This window comes from Pedobacter alpinus (assembly GCF_042684645.1).
GTDB lineage: Bacteria > Bacteroidota > Bacteroidia > Sphingobacteriales > Sphingobacteriaceae > Pseudopedobacter > Pseudopedobacter alpinus.
The window spans coordinates 1-16,164 of record NZ_JBHULV010000028.1 but is presented as its reverse complement, the minus strand read 5'-3'; the positions used below and the strand labels follow the sequence as shown (position 1 = coordinate 16,164).

The window sequence follows — 16,164 nt, the reverse complement described above, 5'->3', positions numbered from 1 at the left end:
TTTGCGACACTAAATTATGAGAAAAGAAATTCAAATTGGGAACAAATTTTTTAAGTTTAAGAAAGATGCACTAATCTATTACAAACTTATTCTCAATTCATATAAATTTGGACAATCATTATGCGATGACCATTTTAATGATTTAGTCGATCTAATTTTATATTCTCCCAAACATAAAACACCTTATGAATTAGAAAATCAAATTGAAGAAGGAAATACTCAATATCCCAACTTAGAAATAATAGACATTAAGGTTAGTGAAGTTCAATTTAGAACAAAGTGCTTCGAAATTTTTTGGAATGACAATACAAGTGAATATATTTCTTACATCTCACTGATTAACAGAAACGAAATAAATTACCATAAATATTTCAATTCTGCTTGTAGAAATTGTATTCAGGATGATATGATTGCTCTAAAACAAAAGTATTTTTCAGACAATTCAATTAAAGGCTTTGTTAAATGTCAAGAAACAAAAATCCCTTCTAAATGGGACGATTTAACTGTTGACCATCGACAACCGAATACTTTTTCCGTTATTGTTGACAGATTTAAAGAACTAAATAAAATAAACATTGAAAAAATAGAATATGTAACCGAAGAGAATAATATATTCATATTTGCAGACAAAAAAATAGTAGAATCTTTCAGATTGTATCATAAGGAAAAAGCTAACCTTCGTATTGTTAGAAAAGAACAGAATTTAAGCCGTACAAATATGGCAAGACTAAAACAAAGCCCTAAAGATTTAAAAATTGAATAAAAAGACTAATAATAACCTTACTTCATTTTCCGACCATTTGAACGAACAATATGGAAAAGCAGGAACCGAAACACGAGAAGCTTACGAAGAAGGCTTTGAAGCTTTCAGACTTGGCGTAATGATTCAAGAACTTCGTAAAGGACAAGGTTTGACACAGGAACAGTTAGCAGAGAAATGTGATACCACCAAGACTTATATTTCAAGAATTGAAAATAATGCTAGCGACATCAGACTTTCAACATTAATGAGAATTGTACGTGAAGGTGGACAGCTTAAATTAAGTGTTGACATGTAGTCTGGCAAACAGCACTAATTATAAAACAGCATGTTTAATCACTGCCCGGGCGAAGTGTTTTATGCGTATTTATTGCTAATTAATTATGTTTGTGCTTAGGCGGAAATTAGTGCAAAAAAAGGACACAAATTAAACTAGAAACTCGTTACCTTTTTAATATTGGAAATATCCAAGGTGCAGACAAAAATAATTCAACTAGAACCTTTCCCATAATATACATTTCGCTTAAAGAACGCTTAAAATCATCAATTTAAATAAGCAACTCTAAATAATAATCATACTGAAATATCTCTTTAATCTCCTCAATAAAAAACTCTTATATTTGCGCAAATTTTAGCCCACCATTGCTATCCAAAAAAATATTAATAGATGCTTTTAATGAGTAAAAATGGCTTTTAAAATATGACGACTTTACAAACAGAGATAGCCAAGAGACGTACTTTTGGAATTATTAGTCACCCCGATGCTGGTAAAACAACTTTAACAGAGAAACTTTTATTATTTGGTGGTGCAATTCAAAAAGCCGGAACGGTAAAAAGAAATAAAGACGAAAAAACCGCAACTTCCGATTTTATGGAGATTGAGAAGCAACGTGGAATTTCTGTAGCTACCTCTGTAATGGGATTCGAATACAAAGATGTTAAAATCAATATTTTAGATACACCTGGTCACAAAGATTTTGCCGAAGATACTTACCGTACTTTAACTGCAGTAGATTCGGTTATTTTGGTGGTAGATTGCGTAAAAGGGGTAGAGGAACAAACAAAAAAGCTGATGCAGGTTTGCCGTATGCGCCATACGCCAGTAATTATTTTTGTAAATAAAATGGATAGGGAAGGTAAAGATCCTTTTGATTTATTAGAAGAATTAGAAAAAGAATTAAATATATCTACCCGTCCGTTAAGTTGGCCAATTGGTATCGGACATTCATTTAAAGGTGTTTATCAGTTAAACAATAAGGTTTTAAACCTTTTTAGTGCCAATAAAAAGAAAATTTCTGATGATACCATTACTATCAGCGATTTAGCAGACCCAAAAGTTGACCAATTGGTTGGAGATTTATTAGCTGCAAAGTTAAGAGACGACGTAGAATTAATTGAAGCCGTAGCCGAGCCATTTGATAGAAGTTTGTACCTAGCTGGCTATTTGGCACCAGTATTTTTCGGTAGTGCCATCAATAACTTTGGTGTTCAAGAATTATTAGAAACTTTTACTCAAATAGCACCACATCCGCAAGGACGTGAAACTGACACCCGAAAAGTGGAAAGTGACGAAAGTAAATTTACAGGCTTTGTATTTAAAATTCACGCCAATTTAGATCCCAATCACCGCGATAGAATTGCATTTTGCAGAATTTGTTCTGGTACTTTTAAGCGTAATACTTTTTATCATCATAACCGTTTAAATAAAAAACTAAAATTTGCATCGCCCACCAGTTTTATGGCTGATAATAAGAGTTTAGTTGAAGAAGCTTTTCCGGGGGATGTTATAGGTTTATATGATTCGGGGAATTTTAAAATTGGAGATACCTTAACAGAAGGCGAAAGCTTGCAGTTTGTAGGTATTCCAAGCTTCTCGCCAGAAATTTTTAGAGAGTTAGAAAATAACGATCCCTTTAAAACCAAACAATTAGAAAAAGGGATTCACCAGTTAAGTGATGAAGGTGTTGCGCAGTTGTTTATCCAAAATCCGGGTAACCGTAAAATTATTGGAACCGTTGGAGAATTACAATTTGAGGTAATTCAGTTTAGGTTATTAAACGAGTATGGCGCAGCTTGTTCTTTCCGCCACATGAACATTACCAAAGCCAAATGGATTTCGGCAATTTCTGAAGAAGAATTGAAGAAATTTATTTTAAGACATGGGCAAAAGATTGCTTATGATAAAGAAAGTAAACCAGTGTTTTTAGCGGCAAGCGCTTGGGACATTGAGTATGCTACCAAACAATACCCGGAAGTGAGTTTCCATGATACTTCTGAATGGAGAATGTTAGCTAATAAATAGTTTTTCTATATATGTGATTTTTAATTTGCGAGTCATTGCGAGGAACGAAGCAAACTGGTTTTTTAAATATTGTTTTTTGTTTTTGCTCTAACATTGTTTATTGCTAAACACTTTCAGATTGCCACTCCGCTAAACAGCGAATCGCAATGACACAAAAAAAAGAAGCATTGCGAGGAACGAAGCAATCTGTTTGTTAAAAAGCACCATTTTTTTTTCTGCTTTAACATTGTTTATTGCTTAACAATTACAGATTGCCACTCCGCTAAACAGCGAATCGCAATGACACAAAAAAAAGAAGCATTGCGAGGAAGTAAGCAATCTGTTTTTTAAATTACTGTTTTTGCTTTAACGTTTTTGTCTCTTAACACTTTCGATTAGCATTTAGCAAATAAGCAGATAGCAAAACCATAATTACGATTAAAAATCCATCTAGCTCTGTGAACTTTGTGCCCTCTGTGGTTAAAGAAAACGCTCCCGCAGATTTCGCTGATTAACCCAGATTTGTGTCGGCTAAATCGATCACTAAAAAAATAAATCCTCACAGTTTAGCAACCCATAAAAAAACTCCTTTACCTTTACGGTAAAACCAGCTAAATGCATAAAGAAAATAATCCAAACTTAAAAAATCACCGCTTCGTTTTCGATGATTTTAGCTTGGATAATTTTTCTGAACAGCAAATACTAAAGCACTTAAAACCTTCTAATAGTTTTAAAACTTCTTTAGATGTTAAATTAATCAATATAGCACAAAATCAAGCTTCGTTTTTTGTAGAAAATAGTCTAAACCAAGGAGGAATAGTTTCTATTGTTAAAGGCGCAAAACAACTGCTTTTAAACTGCGATTGTGGTTTTAATCATACCGATAATTATTTATGCGAATTTCAAGCGGAAGCAGTAACAACTTTAAAAAAAAGAGAAGAATACGGTGTTTTTTTTGATAGTCAGTTAAGAAACCAAATTTTTAAAGCAGAAGCTGTAAATTTCGGCTTAGAAGATGAAAAAGACCTTTCAGACTACTTTGAATTGATTTTTGATAACGGCAGTTATGAAGTTAAGGTCATAAATCAGCAGCTTATTCCCTTAAATTCGTCAAGCTTAACAAAGTTAAAATCCGAACTAAATAAAATTCATCATGCGCCAATTCTTCAAGAACAACAAACGGATAGCGCACACATCATCGTTTTAAAAAAGCATAAATATTACCACCATTTATGTATAGATTTTTACGAAGCAAATATCAGCAAAGAAGGCAAAGTTAAAAATCCTTTAAAGCCATTAAACCCATTAGATTTTGTTTGGAATACCGAGCAGCAAGATGAAATAAAGTTCTTTTCTGCCTTGCAAAAGTTTGCAAACCCGGTTACAGATGAAATTAGCAATACTACTATAAATGCGTTAAAATCCATACTCAAAAACCCTAATAAATACAGCTTTTATCAACATCATAAACAAAAGGGAGAACAGGTAAATGCGAATAGTATAAAGTCTATTCAAATTCATCAAAATGCGATAGAAATTAAATTGGAAGTTGTACAAAAAGACAATTTTTATAACATTGCAACAGCACTTTTAATAAGTGGGAAATCTTTTGATTTGGCTGCTATAAATATAGCTTTTCAATATTTTTTAGCGGTTGATGATGACTTTTATTTGATTGATAACCTCCAAAAATTAGCCATTATAAATTGGTTGAAGCAGCATCCTAACGGAATGCAAATCCACCAATCAAAATTCCTGAATTTCAAAAGAACTTTTTTGGAGAATATGGAAAACCAGCTTAAAATTGTGTATAAATACATTAAAAAAACTACCACAAGTCAGCTTAAAAGTCAAGGGTTTTTAGATACTCCAGAAAAGATCATTTACCTATCAGATTTTGGCGAACATGTAATGATTATACCTGTTGTGCGTTACGGTGAGGCAGAAGTGCAAGTAAGAAGCAGGAAGCAAGTTTATGGTTTAGATACTAAGCAAAGGGAGTTTTTAGTCAATAGAGATGATGAAACAGAAATTAATTTCACGGCTTTACTTAGCAAACAACACCCATATTTTGCAGAGCAGTTAGAGAACGGACTGCATTATTTTTACCTACATAAAAAGCATTTTTTAAACGAGGAATGGTTTTTAAATACGTTTGAAGATTGGCAAAATCATAACATTACAATTTTAGGTTTTAATGAGCTGGAAAACAATGAGCTTAACCTAAACAAAGCAAAAATCAGCATTAAAGTAATTAGTGGTTTAAATTGGTTTAACGTAAATATTAAGGCGGGTTTTGGGAGTAAAAAAGCAAGTTTAAAACATTTGCATAAAGCCATCAGAAACAAGCATAAATATGTGAAGTTAGATGATGGTACTTTAGGTATTTTACCCGAAGAATGGATAAGCAAATTTGCCGATTATTTTAATTTAGGGGAAGTTTTAGATGAAGAAAATTTACAAGTACCTAAAATTAATTTTACAGCTGTTGAGCAATTATTTGAAGCAGAAATGCTAGACGAAAAAGCCAGCGAAGAACTGAAATATTACCATCAAAAGTTTATAGATTTTGAGAAAATAGAAGAGGTGGAAGCTCCAAAAGAGTTACAAACTACTTTACGTGATTACCAGAAACAGGGATTAAATTGGCTTAATTTTTTAGATGAGTTTAATTTTGGAGGGATTTTAGCAGACGATATGGGTTTGGGCAAAACCATCCAAATTATAGCTTTTATACTATTGCAAAATAAAAAAGTGAGTAGAAATACAAACTTGTTAGTTTTACCCACTTCGTTGATATTTAACTGGTTAGCCGAGTTTAAAAAGTTTGCCCCTAGTTTAAAAGTACTGTGTGTTTATGGCAACCAAAGGGAAAAAGAGATTCATGATTTTGATAATTATCAGGTGATTATTACTTCTTATGGTACGCTTTTGTCCGACATTAATTATATTAAAGAATACGAATTTAATTATGTTTTTTTAGACGAATCGCAAGCTATTAAAAACCCAGAATCTCAGCGTTATAAAGCAGTGCGATTGTTGAAATCGAGGAATAAAATAGCCATAACAGGTACTCCAATAGAAAATAATACGTACGATTTATACGGGCAATTATCTTTTGCTTGTCCGGGTTTATTAGGCACCAAACAATACTTTAAAGATATTTATGCAATGCCAATAGATATGTTTAAAGACAGCAAAAAGGCAAGTGCTTTACAGCAGAAAGTAAAGCCATTTATTTTACGCAGAACCAAAGCAGAGGTTGATTTGCAGCTGCCAGAAAAAACGGAAATGGTGATTTATTGCGAAATGGGAGCAGAGCAGCGTAAAATTTATGAAGCTTATGAAAAAGAGTTTCGCGAATTTATATCGGCAATAAGTAATGAAGAATTACGCAAAAGCAGCATGAATGTTTTAATGGGTTTAACCCGATTAAGGCAAATTTGTAACTCTCCAAAATTACTAAAAGGAGATAGGTTGCCCGGTGAACAATCTGTTAAAATAGAAACTTTAATTGCACAAATAAAGGAACATTCACCCAACCATAAAATTTTAGTTTTCTCACAATTTGTGGGGATGTTAGATTTAGTGAAAGAGGAATTAAATCAGCAAAACATCAATTACAGCTACCTTACTGGCCAAACTAAAAACAGAGAAACGGTAGTCAACCAATTTCAAGAAAACGATGATGTAAGGGTGTTTTTAATTAGCCTAAAAGCTGGCGGTGTAGGTTTAAATCTTACCCAAGCAGATTATGTTTATTTAATAGACCCATGGTGGAACCCAGCAGTAGAAAACCAAGCCATTGATAGGGTACACCGAATTGGGCAAAACAAAAAAGTGGTTGCCATCCGTTTAATTTGTAGTAATACTGTTGAAGAGAAAATATTAGAATTGCAACAAAGAAAAAAAGAACTTTTTGAAAATGTAATTGTCTCTGATGGAAGAGGTTTGAATGGTTTTAGTAAAGAGGATTTAATGGGGATTTTGGGATTTACAGCCTAGTAAAGGCATATTTATTTTGTAGATTTTTTTATATTATTGCATTTGATTTTTACTACTTTTTTATGAAAAAACTTCTATTATTTGCCTTCTTATTATTGGTCCTAATTGTAAAACTAAAAGCACAAATTTTATTCGAAAAAGGATATTTTATTGATGAATCTGATCAAAAAACAGAATGTCTAATTAAGAATATTGATTGGAAAAATAATCCTACCGAATTTGAGTATAAGTTCGATAAAAATACAGAAAGTCAGAAAGTGAGTATTAAATCTATTAAAGAATTTGGGGTTAATGGTTACTCAAGATTTATTAGAGCTATAGTACAAATAGACCGTTCTAAAGATGGTTTCGATGCCGTTAGTGCAACAAGAGATCCAGTGTATAATACAGAGGAGTTATTTCTTAAAGTGCTAGTTGAAGGGCCTGCTGTTTTATACAGTTATGAGAATGGTAAATCAATTCATCTTTTTTATAAAACGCCGTCTAAAGAGATAAATGAACTGATCTATAAAGAATATTATCTTAATGACGGGATAGCTAGAAATGTATATTTCAGACAACAGCTCCTAAATGAATTTAAAGATAAAGGTATTACTTTAAATGATGTTGCAAATTTAAGGTATAATCAGAAAGATATTGCAGCGTTTTTTGAGAAAGTTGGCGGTGGCGAAAACAAAATTGCAGATTATAAATCAAAACATTCTCTTTATAATTTATCAGTAAGATTTGGGCTAATTAATAGTAATCTAGCGTTAAGAAATTATGATATAACATCATGGGATTATCAGTTTAATGATAATTTGAATTTTAAGTTTGGGGTAGAAAATGAGTTAATTATGCCTTTTAAAAAAGGGAAATGGAGTGTTGTAATTGAGCCAACCTTTCAGTATCTAAAACTTAAAGAATCTGTAAATCAAAACTCTCTTGATAATGTGAAAACAGTAGAGGTTAATTATAAATCTATTGAACTACCTATTTCTGTAAGACATTATTTTTTTCTTAATGATAAATCAAAACTCTTCATAAATGCTGGAGCCTTAGGGGATTTTAGTATTAATTCTTACGCCAAACTTCTCAATAATTCTGGAAGGGAAATCTATAGTAAGAAAATTAGAACTATTGGTAATTTTGTGTTTGGAGCAGGATTTAAAATTAGGAATAAATTTAGCTTAGAAATTAGGCGACATACAAATAGAAGCATATTTTGGGATGCTAGAAACGAATCTTGGTTGTCAAATTATAATTCCACATCTCTTTTATTAGGTTACTCATTGTTTTAAGTAACCCAACTTCTTCAGCTGTTCCACATGTTTCTGAAAGAGCATGTCGAACTTAGAAATAGTAAGGATTTGTAATCCGCTATCTATCCACGCTAGCGCAAGTCTTATGAGCGTGGTAAAAGAGCGTTAGAAGACTTGTGCTTAATTAAGTTAATCTGATAATAAAGAAAAAATATTAAAAAATCCCAATTCGGGAACTTTTGTTATATTTGAAAAAGAAATACATTGAGAATTATTGCCAAGAAAACATTAAGAGAATTTTGGGATAAGCATCCTGATTGCGAGGAACAACTTAAATCATGGTTTCAGGAGGTTTTAAAAGCAGAATGGAAAAATCCTAATCAAGTTAAATTAGAATATCCTAGTGCTAGTATTTTAGTTGATAACAGGATGGTTTTTAATATTAAAGGAAATCATTATAGGTTAATTGTTAAAATAAATTACGATTATCAGATGTTATGGATTAGATTTATTGGAACACACTCAGAATATGATAAAATAAACGCAAAAACAATCTAGCATGAATATTAAATTGATTAAAACTGAGAAAGATTATCATCAAGCTTTAGAAAGATTGGAGATAATATTTGATGCAAAAAGGGGCACAAAAGAAGGCGATGAATTAGAATTATTAGGGATGCTAGTTGACAATTATGAAAACGATAAGTTCCCAATTAATTTCCCTGATCCAATTGAAGCTATAAAATTTAGAATGGAACAATTAGGTTATACTCAAAAAGATTTGGCAAAAGTTGTTGGACTTAAAAGCAGAGCCAGTGAGATTCTAAACCGAAAAAGAAAATTATCATTAGAAATGATAAGACAAATCCATGCTATACTTCATATACCTACTGAGGTTCTGATACAGGCATATTAGAGCGTCTTTAATTTTACTAAGTTTTCCAGCTTTTCGAGACATGTTTCCGAAAAGTTATATAGAACTTAGAAATAATAAGGGTTTTTAATCCGTTTAAATGGAATTTGAAATTTAAAACATGAATATTAAACGTATTTTGAAATATCAATATCCCCTCCACAAATTAAATTCAAACGATAACAATTTAAAAGCCGTTTAATTATTTTTGATAAAAAATCAATCATCATGTTAAGCAAATCTAATCTTCTGTATAATTGGACTTTTATCCGAGCCGTTAAGCTTTTGATGGGGTTTTATGTAAGCTTTGAAGCCATTGGCAACCAACAATATGTTTTACTGCTTATAGCTGCGTTATTTTTGTATCAGGGTATATTTAACGTAGGGCATTGTGGCGCAAACGGTTGTTCGGTTCCAAAATCTTCGTTCAAAAAATAACAATATCTCTTTTTTAATGTTTCTTACTTAGATAAATAAAGATGATCACTCAATACTTAAATATTATTAAAGATTCCTATACTGGTTATTGGAATTATTTGAGTAACGAAGTATTAAATCCTAGCTTTCATAATTATTTTTATTGGTTAATAGCACTTTCCATTGGAGTGTGGATTGCGGAAATCATTATCCCCTGGCGTAAAAATCAATCTATATTTCGTCAAGATTTTTGGATGGATGGTTTTTACATGTTTTTCAATTTCTTTTTATTCTCCCTAATAGCTTATAATGCCATTTCTAATATTGCAGTACAAGCCTTTAATGATTTTTTAGCTTTATTTGGGATTAATAATTTGGTAGCTTTTGAAATTGCAACATGGCCTAAATGGACTCAATTATTACTGCTATTTATTATTGCCGATTTTATACAATGGAATGTACACCGTATGTTACACAGACACAATTGGATGTGGGAATTCCATAAAGTACATCATTCTGTAAAAGAAATGGGTTTTGCGGCACATTTACGTTTCCATTGGATGGAATCTATTTTTTATAAAACAGCTCAATATATCCCTTTAGCCATGATAGGTTTTGGATTAACTGACTTTTTTGTAGTTCATATTTTAGCGACTGCCATTGGGCATTTAAACCATTCCAATTTAAATATCTCTTACGGGCCATTTAAATATCTTTTAAACAATCCTAAAATGCATATTTGGCATCATTCTAAAACGCTGCCCGATGGAACAAATGGCGTAAATTATGGCTTAACTTTGAGTATTTGGGATTATATTTTTAAAACCAATTACATCCCTAAAGATGGTAGAGATATAGAATTAGGTTTTGATGGAGAAGATGAATTTCCTAAAGATTTATCTCATCAACTAGTTTATCCATTATTTTCTAAAAAGAGTTAATTAGAAAATTTTAAAAGCTATGTTTTAGATTTTTGAGTTATCCTATGTGTATAATTACAAGCATAGGATAACGCTTAGTTTTTATTAAGACAATAATTTCTGACGTAGCATAAATTCTAATTGGTCATTTGCTAATTCCAATTTCTCATTCATAGCAATTCTATCTCTTCTTTCCTTTAAAACAGCATAAGCATTAGCAATAGTTTTATCCATTTCTGCTTCGTTCCATGGTTTGGTAAGATAGTGGAAAATTTTTCCTTTATTAACAGCGTCAATAACAGCGGTCATGTCTGTATATCCGGTTAATAATAAGCGCATAGGCTCCGGAAATTTATCAATCACAATTTCTAAAAACTCTACACCCGTCATGTTAGGCATGCGTTGATCTGTAATAACGATATCAATATTTTTTGTAGCTAATATTTTAAGAGCTTCATCACCACTTAAGGCAATATGAATTTGATATTTAAGCCTAAAATTTGCTTTAAATGAAACAAGGTTATTTTCCTCATCATCTACATATAGTATAACAATTTTTTCTTCTGACATAGCATTGGTGTGTATGTAAGCAATACGAAGTAGAACGTAAAAGGTTTAGTTTATTTTAAAATTTCCTGCAACTATTAATTCTTTCGTGTTGTTTTGGTAATTATAAAAGCCTTCTCCAGTTTTAACGCCTAACTTTTGTGCTGTAACCATATTCACCAATAAGGGGCAGGGAGCATATTTTGGATTCCCGAAGCCTTTATAAAGTACCTCTAATATGGATAAACAAACATCTAAGCCTATAAAATCTGCCAGTTGAAGCGGCCCCATTGGGTGTGCCATGCCTAATTTCATAACAGTATCAATTTCTGCAACACCAGCTACGCCTTCATATAAACTATAAATAGCTTCATTAATCATGGGCATTAAAATCCTGTTTGCTACAAAACCAGGATAATCGTTCACAAGTACAGGCTCTTTACTTAATTGAACAGTTAACTTCATTATCTTTTCTGAAGTTTCTGAACTAGTAGCGTAGCCGTTTATCACTTCTACCAGTTTCATAATTGGCACAGGGTTCATAAAGTGCATACCAATTACTTTATCAGGTTTTTGCGTTACTGATGCAATTTTTGTAATGGAAATAGAAGATGTATTACTGGCTAACATACAATTTGGAGAGGTTAGCTGGTCTAAATCTTTAAAGATTTTAAGTTTAATATCAATGTTTTCAGATGCTGCTTCAACAACTAAATCTGCATTTTTTACACCATCAGCTAGGTTTGTAAAGCAGGTAATGTTTGCTAAAGTGTTGGTTTTATCTTCCTTGGTAATTTTTTCTTTTGCTATTTGGCGGTCTAAGTTTTTGGTAATGGTTGAAATTGCTTTGTTTAAGGCATCTTCAGAAATATCAATTAAAGAAACTGAAAAATTATTTTGAGCAAAAGTATGTGCAATACCATTACCCATTGTACCCGATCCTATTACCGCAATATTTTTCATTTTCAAAAATTTAAATTTTCACTACTCACTACTCACTATTCACCACTCACTACTCACTACTCACTACCCATCTTAATTCTCCCGCTCTACCAGCATTTCTGCAAAATTAAGTAAGGTCTTTTTGTTTTCAACGTCAACGTCAATCTGTTCAAACGCATCTAAAGCAACTTTAGCATAAGACTGCATTACTTCTTCAGATAATTCACGAATATTTAATTGATTATATAAAGCGCTAACGGCTTCCACTTTTTCTTCTGCTATAAAATCTTTTTTGCTTAGCCAATCATTCAGTTTTGCTAAATCGTTACCTTTTGCAAGCTCTAAAGCTTTAATTAATAGGTAGGTTTTTTTGTTTGATATGATATCACCACCAACTTGTTTTCCAAATTTTTCTGGATCACCGAAAACATCTAAAATATCATCTTGAAGTTGAAAAGCTAAGCCCAAGTTTTCTCCAAACTTGTACAATAAATCTGCATTTTTTGCAGAAGCATTGCCAATTAGAGCCCCGATTTTTAAAGCACCACCTACTAAAACAGCAGTTTTTAAACGAATCATTTCTAGGTATTCATCAATAGAAACTTCGTTTCTACTTTCAAAATTCATATCAATTTGTTGTCCTTCGCAAACTTCAATAGCTGTTTTATTAAATACCTCTAAAACTGGAATTAAAATCTCAGGTTTAACTTGTATCATTAGCTTGTATGCTTTTACAAACATTACATCGCCAGAAAGTATGGCAACGGAATCGCTCCATTTTTCGTGTACGGTGGGTTGCCCTCTACGTAAGGGAGCGTTATCCATAATATCATCATGCATTAATGTGAAATTATGGAACATTTCTATGGCTAAAGCAGGTGGTTTTGCGGCTTCAATATCGCCACCAAATAAATCGGTAGCCATTAAAACCAAAGCTGGTCTTAATCTTTTGCCTCCTAAAGCCATTAAATAAGCAATAGGTTCATATAATTCATTAGGTGTAGCTGGGTAATTTATTTCTTTAACAGCCTTATCTATAATTTGTTGTAATTCTTTGATGCTATGCATTTAAAATATTGGGTGTGTGCGTGTATTGCGAAAATAGTTTTTTTGTTTACTAAAGTTTAAAGAGAATAATATTTAATTTTTGCCTATCAAATTTCTTTTAATTTAAATAGTTTTATTAATTTCTGGTTTAAATCGAGAATTTGTGGTTTAGAAAGCTTATCTATAAGTCCTTTTGCTAATAATTTATTTAATGTTGCAATTTTACTTGTTCTAATTAACGATTCTTTTTTAAGCCACTTGCATCTGATGGTAATAAAATTAAGTCTGTAGCCTCTTTCCATCCTGTTTGAGATGTGATGAAACAAACCGTGAAATCTAAATTATTTTCAACAAGAACAACTGCTGGTCGTAATTTCTTACCTGTTAAGTCTGTGAAAGGAAAAGTAATTAATACAATATCTCCCTTAGCCATTATACTTTTCTTTTATATCCGAAAGGGTATATAAATCTTCGTCTTCTTCTAAAAAATCATAAGCTTTATCTGTTGAAACTAATGTTTGAATGCCTTCAGTTATTTGCGAATCTTCATATTGTTTAAAAATAAAATCTGCAAAATTAGATATTTCTTCTGCCTTATCTTCTGGTAAAAGATTAATGGCTTTTAAAGTGCGTTCAATTATTGCTTGCTTTGTCATAGTTGATTTTTTAAGAATAACTTATATTAAAAACACAAAAATACTTAATGAAAATATGATGTACCCTAAGTTAATAAATAATTGTGTTTTTCTATTTATAAACTCATCGTCTTTATGCTAGCTTATTTGCTCTTTATTCAGATAACTACTCCACAATCAACATAAAATCTATCTGTCTTTTTGCTAAATCAACACGTTTAACTCTAATTTGTACCTCATCGCCTAATTGGTATTTGCGTTTTTTCTTTTGTCCAATAATGCAATAATTTTTCTCGTCAAGCACATAAAAATCGTCAGAAATATCTCGTAACCTAATCATTCCCTCACACTTGTTTTCTTCAATTTCTACATACATTCCCCATTCTGTAACGCCAGAAATGATACCCAAAAAGGTTTCCCCAATTTGGTCATTCAAGTATTCTGCTTGTTTGTATTTAATAGATGCTCTTTCTGCATCGGCAGCTTTCTTTTCCATTTGCGATGAATGCTGACACATTTTCTCATAATGATCTGCATTTACACTATCGCCACCAGCTAAATAATACTCTAATAATCTGTGCACCATTACATCCGGATACCTACGAATAGGAGAGGTAAAGTGGGTGTAAAAATCAAAAGCTAAACCATAATGACTACTACTTTTTGTAGTGTAAATTGCTTTAGCCATTGAGCGAATGGCTAATTGTGTCAATACATTTTGTTCTTTTGTACCTTCCACATCGGCCATTAATTTATTTAAACTTTTAGCCGTATCTCTATCAGATTTAGTAGAGATTTTATGCCCAAATTTAGAAGCAAAAGCAGCAAAATTAGCTAAACTTTCTGGCTTTGGCACATCATGCGCTCTGTAAACAAAGGTATATTTATGCTTTCCTTTGCCTTTCTTTGCTATAAATTCGGCTACTTTTTTATTAGCCAAAAGCATAAAATCTTCAATTAGCTTGTGCGCATCTTTACGTTCTTTAATGTAAACGCCGGTTGGTTTTCCGTTCTCGTCAAGTTTAAATTTAACCTCTGTACTTTCAAAACTGATAGCTCCATGTTTAAACTTCTTCTCTCTTAAAATGTAAGCGAGTTGATTTAATTTTAAAATCTCATCTACATAATCACCAGCTTTATTTTCTATAATTTCTTGTACTTCCTCATAAGCAAACCTACGGTCGCTATAAATTACGGTTTTGCCAAACCATTCGTTTATTATGTTAGCGTTGTTATCTAATTCAAAAACTGCGGCAAAGCATAATTTCTCTTCCTTAGGGCGTAAAGAACACAAACCGTTCGATAAATTTTCTGGCAACATCGGGATTACCCTATCCACCAAATAAACCGAAGTACCACGGTCAAAAGCTTCTTTATCTAAAGCACTATCCGGAATTAAATAATGCGAAACATCAGCTATATGCACTCCAACCTCATAATTACCGTTTTCTAAAATTTTAAATGAGATTGCATCGTCAAAATCTTTAGCATCAAATGGGTCAATGGTAAAAGTTAATGTTTTTCTAAAATCGCGTCTTTTAGCAATTTCTTCTTTAGTAATTTCTTGCGAAATGGCTTGCGCTTCTTTTTCAACCTCTTCTGGAAAAGATAATGGGAAACCATACTCTGCCAAAATCGCATTCATTTCGGTATTATTTTCGCCTTGTCTGCCTAAAATGCTTTTTATAATACCAACAGGGTTTTTTGCTCCCGCAGGCCAATCCACAATTCTTGCTAAAGCTTTAACGCCATTTCTTGCACCATTCAAATCCTCTAAAGGAATAAAAATATCATGCAACATTTTACGGTCATCGGGTATAAAAAAAGCAAAATGCTGGCTTAGCTTTACAATGCCAGTAAACTCCATTTTAGCCCTTTCCATAATCTCTACAACTTCGCCTTCTTTGCGCTTTCCTTTGCTACTTTCGTAAACATGTAGCTTTACTTTATCACCGTGTAAGGCGGTACGTAGTTTTCGCGGACCAATATAAATGTCTTTCTCAACGGTGTCATCAGGAATCAAGAAAGCAGATCCGTCATTTGCCATTGATATTTTTCCGGTTAAAAATGCTTTAACCTCATGCATTTGATATTTTCCTTTTGTTATTTCTATGAAAGTGCCATTTACAGTTTCGTCTTCCAAAATTTCTAAAATAGTAGCTTTAGAGTCGGGTTCAATAATGTTTAATTTATTGGCTACTTGGCGGTAGTTCATAGGTTTATTGCCCGATTTTTCAAAAACGTTTGCAATAAGCTGCGTAAGTACCTGTTTTATAGAGTTTCCTTGGTGATTTGCCATTTCCGATATGCTGTGATCAATATATAAAGGTCAAAATAAAGATTATGTTTTAAATTTCAGCTTTTAATTAGTCATTTAATATAGATTTAATAACATAACTGTCCGAACAAATAATATACAAAAAAGGCCTGTATAATTCTAATTTTGAGTTGCGAAAC

At 32.1% G+C, this 16,164-nt stretch carries 14 protein-coding genes; 8 read left to right on the top strand and 6 right to left on the bottom strand.

Going from position 1 to position 16,164, the window contains the following annotated elements:
• Positions 1-16 precede the first annotated feature (16 nt).
• The 8 genes from ACFSSE_RS08945 to ACFSSE_RS08910 all read left to right on the top strand — a co-directional run bounded on the left by ACFSSE_RS08945 (position 17) and on the right by ACFSSE_RS08910 (position 10,558).
• Positions 17-763, top strand: coding sequence for a hypothetical protein (locus ACFSSE_RS08945; protein WP_379043373.1), 747 nt, complete (start codon positions 17-19; stop codon positions 761-763).
• Positions 756-1,058 carry a helix-turn-helix domain-containing protein gene (locus tag ACFSSE_RS08940; RefSeq protein WP_379043370.1) on the top strand — a complete coding sequence of 101 codons (303 nt, stop codon included), beginning with the start codon at positions 756-758 and terminating at the stop codon, positions 1,056-1,058. Before ACFSSE_RS08945 ends, ACFSSE_RS08940 begins: the two co-directional genes overlap by 8 nt.
• Before the next feature lie 402 nt (positions 1,059-1,460).
• Positions 1,461-3,062 carry a peptide chain release factor 3 gene (locus ACFSSE_RS08935; RefSeq protein ID WP_379043367.1) on the top strand — a complete coding sequence of 534 codons (1,602 nt, stop codon included), beginning with the start codon at positions 1,461-1,463 and terminating at the stop codon, positions 3,060-3,062.
• A 594-nt stretch (positions 3,063-3,656) separates the two neighbouring features.
• Positions 3,657-7,046 carry a DEAD/DEAH box helicase gene (locus ACFSSE_RS08930; RefSeq protein WP_379043364.1) on the top strand — a complete coding sequence of 1,130 codons (3,390 nt, stop codon included), beginning with the start codon at positions 3,657-3,659 and terminating at the stop codon, positions 7,044-7,046.
• A gap of 62 nt (positions 7,047-7,108) precedes the next feature.
• Positions 7,109-8,326 carry an outer membrane beta-barrel protein gene (locus tag ACFSSE_RS08925; protein WP_379043361.1) on the top strand — a complete coding sequence of 406 codons (1,218 nt, stop codon included), beginning with the start codon at positions 7,109-7,111 and terminating at the stop codon, positions 8,324-8,326.
• A gap of 225 nt (positions 8,327-8,551) precedes the next feature.
• A complete protein-coding gene (locus tag ACFSSE_RS08920) occupies positions 8,552-8,845 on the top strand; it encodes a type II toxin-antitoxin system HigB family toxin (RefSeq protein WP_379043358.1) in 294 nt (97 codons plus the stop codon).
• Position 8,846: 1 nt separating this feature from the next.
• Positions 8,847-9,203, top strand: a complete 357-nt coding sequence (locus tag ACFSSE_RS08915) for a helix-turn-helix domain-containing protein (RefSeq protein ID WP_379043355.1) — start codon at positions 8,847-8,849, stop codon at positions 9,201-9,203.
• A gap of 476 nt (positions 9,204-9,679) precedes the next feature.
• The gene (locus ACFSSE_RS08910; protein WP_379043349.1) at positions 9,680-10,558 is read left to right on the top strand and encodes a sterol desaturase family protein; all 879 of its coding nucleotides are present in this window, start codon (positions 9,680-9,682) and stop codon (positions 10,556-10,558) included.
• An 84-nt stretch (positions 10,559-10,642) separates the two neighbouring features.
• On the opposite strand, the gene ACFSSE_RS08905 is transcribed toward ACFSSE_RS08910, so the two are convergent.
• The 6 genes from ACFSSE_RS08905 to rnr form a co-directional block, all read right to left on the bottom strand.
• Positions 10,643-11,107 carry a response regulator gene (locus ACFSSE_RS08905; protein ID WP_379043346.1) on the bottom strand — a complete coding sequence of 155 codons (465 nt, stop codon included), beginning with the start codon at positions 11,105-11,107 and terminating at the stop codon, positions 10,643-10,645.
• A gap of 45 nt (positions 11,108-11,152) precedes the next feature.
• The gene (locus ACFSSE_RS08900; protein ID WP_449304949.1) at positions 11,153-12,046 is read right to left on the bottom strand and encodes a 3-hydroxybutyryl-CoA dehydrogenase; all 894 of its coding nucleotides are present in this window, start codon (positions 12,044-12,046) and stop codon (positions 11,153-11,155) included.
• Positions 12,047-12,118: 72 nt separating this feature from the next.
• Positions 12,119-13,093, bottom strand: coding sequence for a polyprenyl synthetase family protein (locus tag ACFSSE_RS08895; RefSeq protein WP_379043340.1), 975 nt, complete (start codon positions 13,091-13,093; stop codon positions 12,119-12,121).
• A gap of 214 nt (positions 13,094-13,307) precedes the next feature.
• A complete protein-coding gene (locus ACFSSE_RS08890; protein WP_379043337.1) occupies positions 13,308-13,505 on the bottom strand; it encodes a hypothetical protein in 198 nt (65 codons plus the stop codon).
• Positions 13,498-13,728 carry a hypothetical protein gene (locus tag ACFSSE_RS08885; RefSeq protein ID WP_379043334.1) on the bottom strand — a complete coding sequence of 77 codons (231 nt, stop codon included), beginning with the start codon at positions 13,726-13,728 and terminating at the stop codon, positions 13,498-13,500. Before ACFSSE_RS08885 ends, ACFSSE_RS08890 begins: the two co-directional genes overlap by 8 nt.
• A 145-nt stretch (positions 13,729-13,873) precedes the next feature.
• Positions 13,874-16,006 carry a ribonuclease R gene (rnr, locus tag ACFSSE_RS08880; RefSeq protein ID WP_379043331.1) on the bottom strand — a complete coding sequence of 711 codons (2,133 nt, stop codon included), beginning with the start codon at positions 16,004-16,006 and terminating at the stop codon, positions 13,874-13,876.
• Positions 16,007-16,164: the final 158 nt, after the last annotated feature.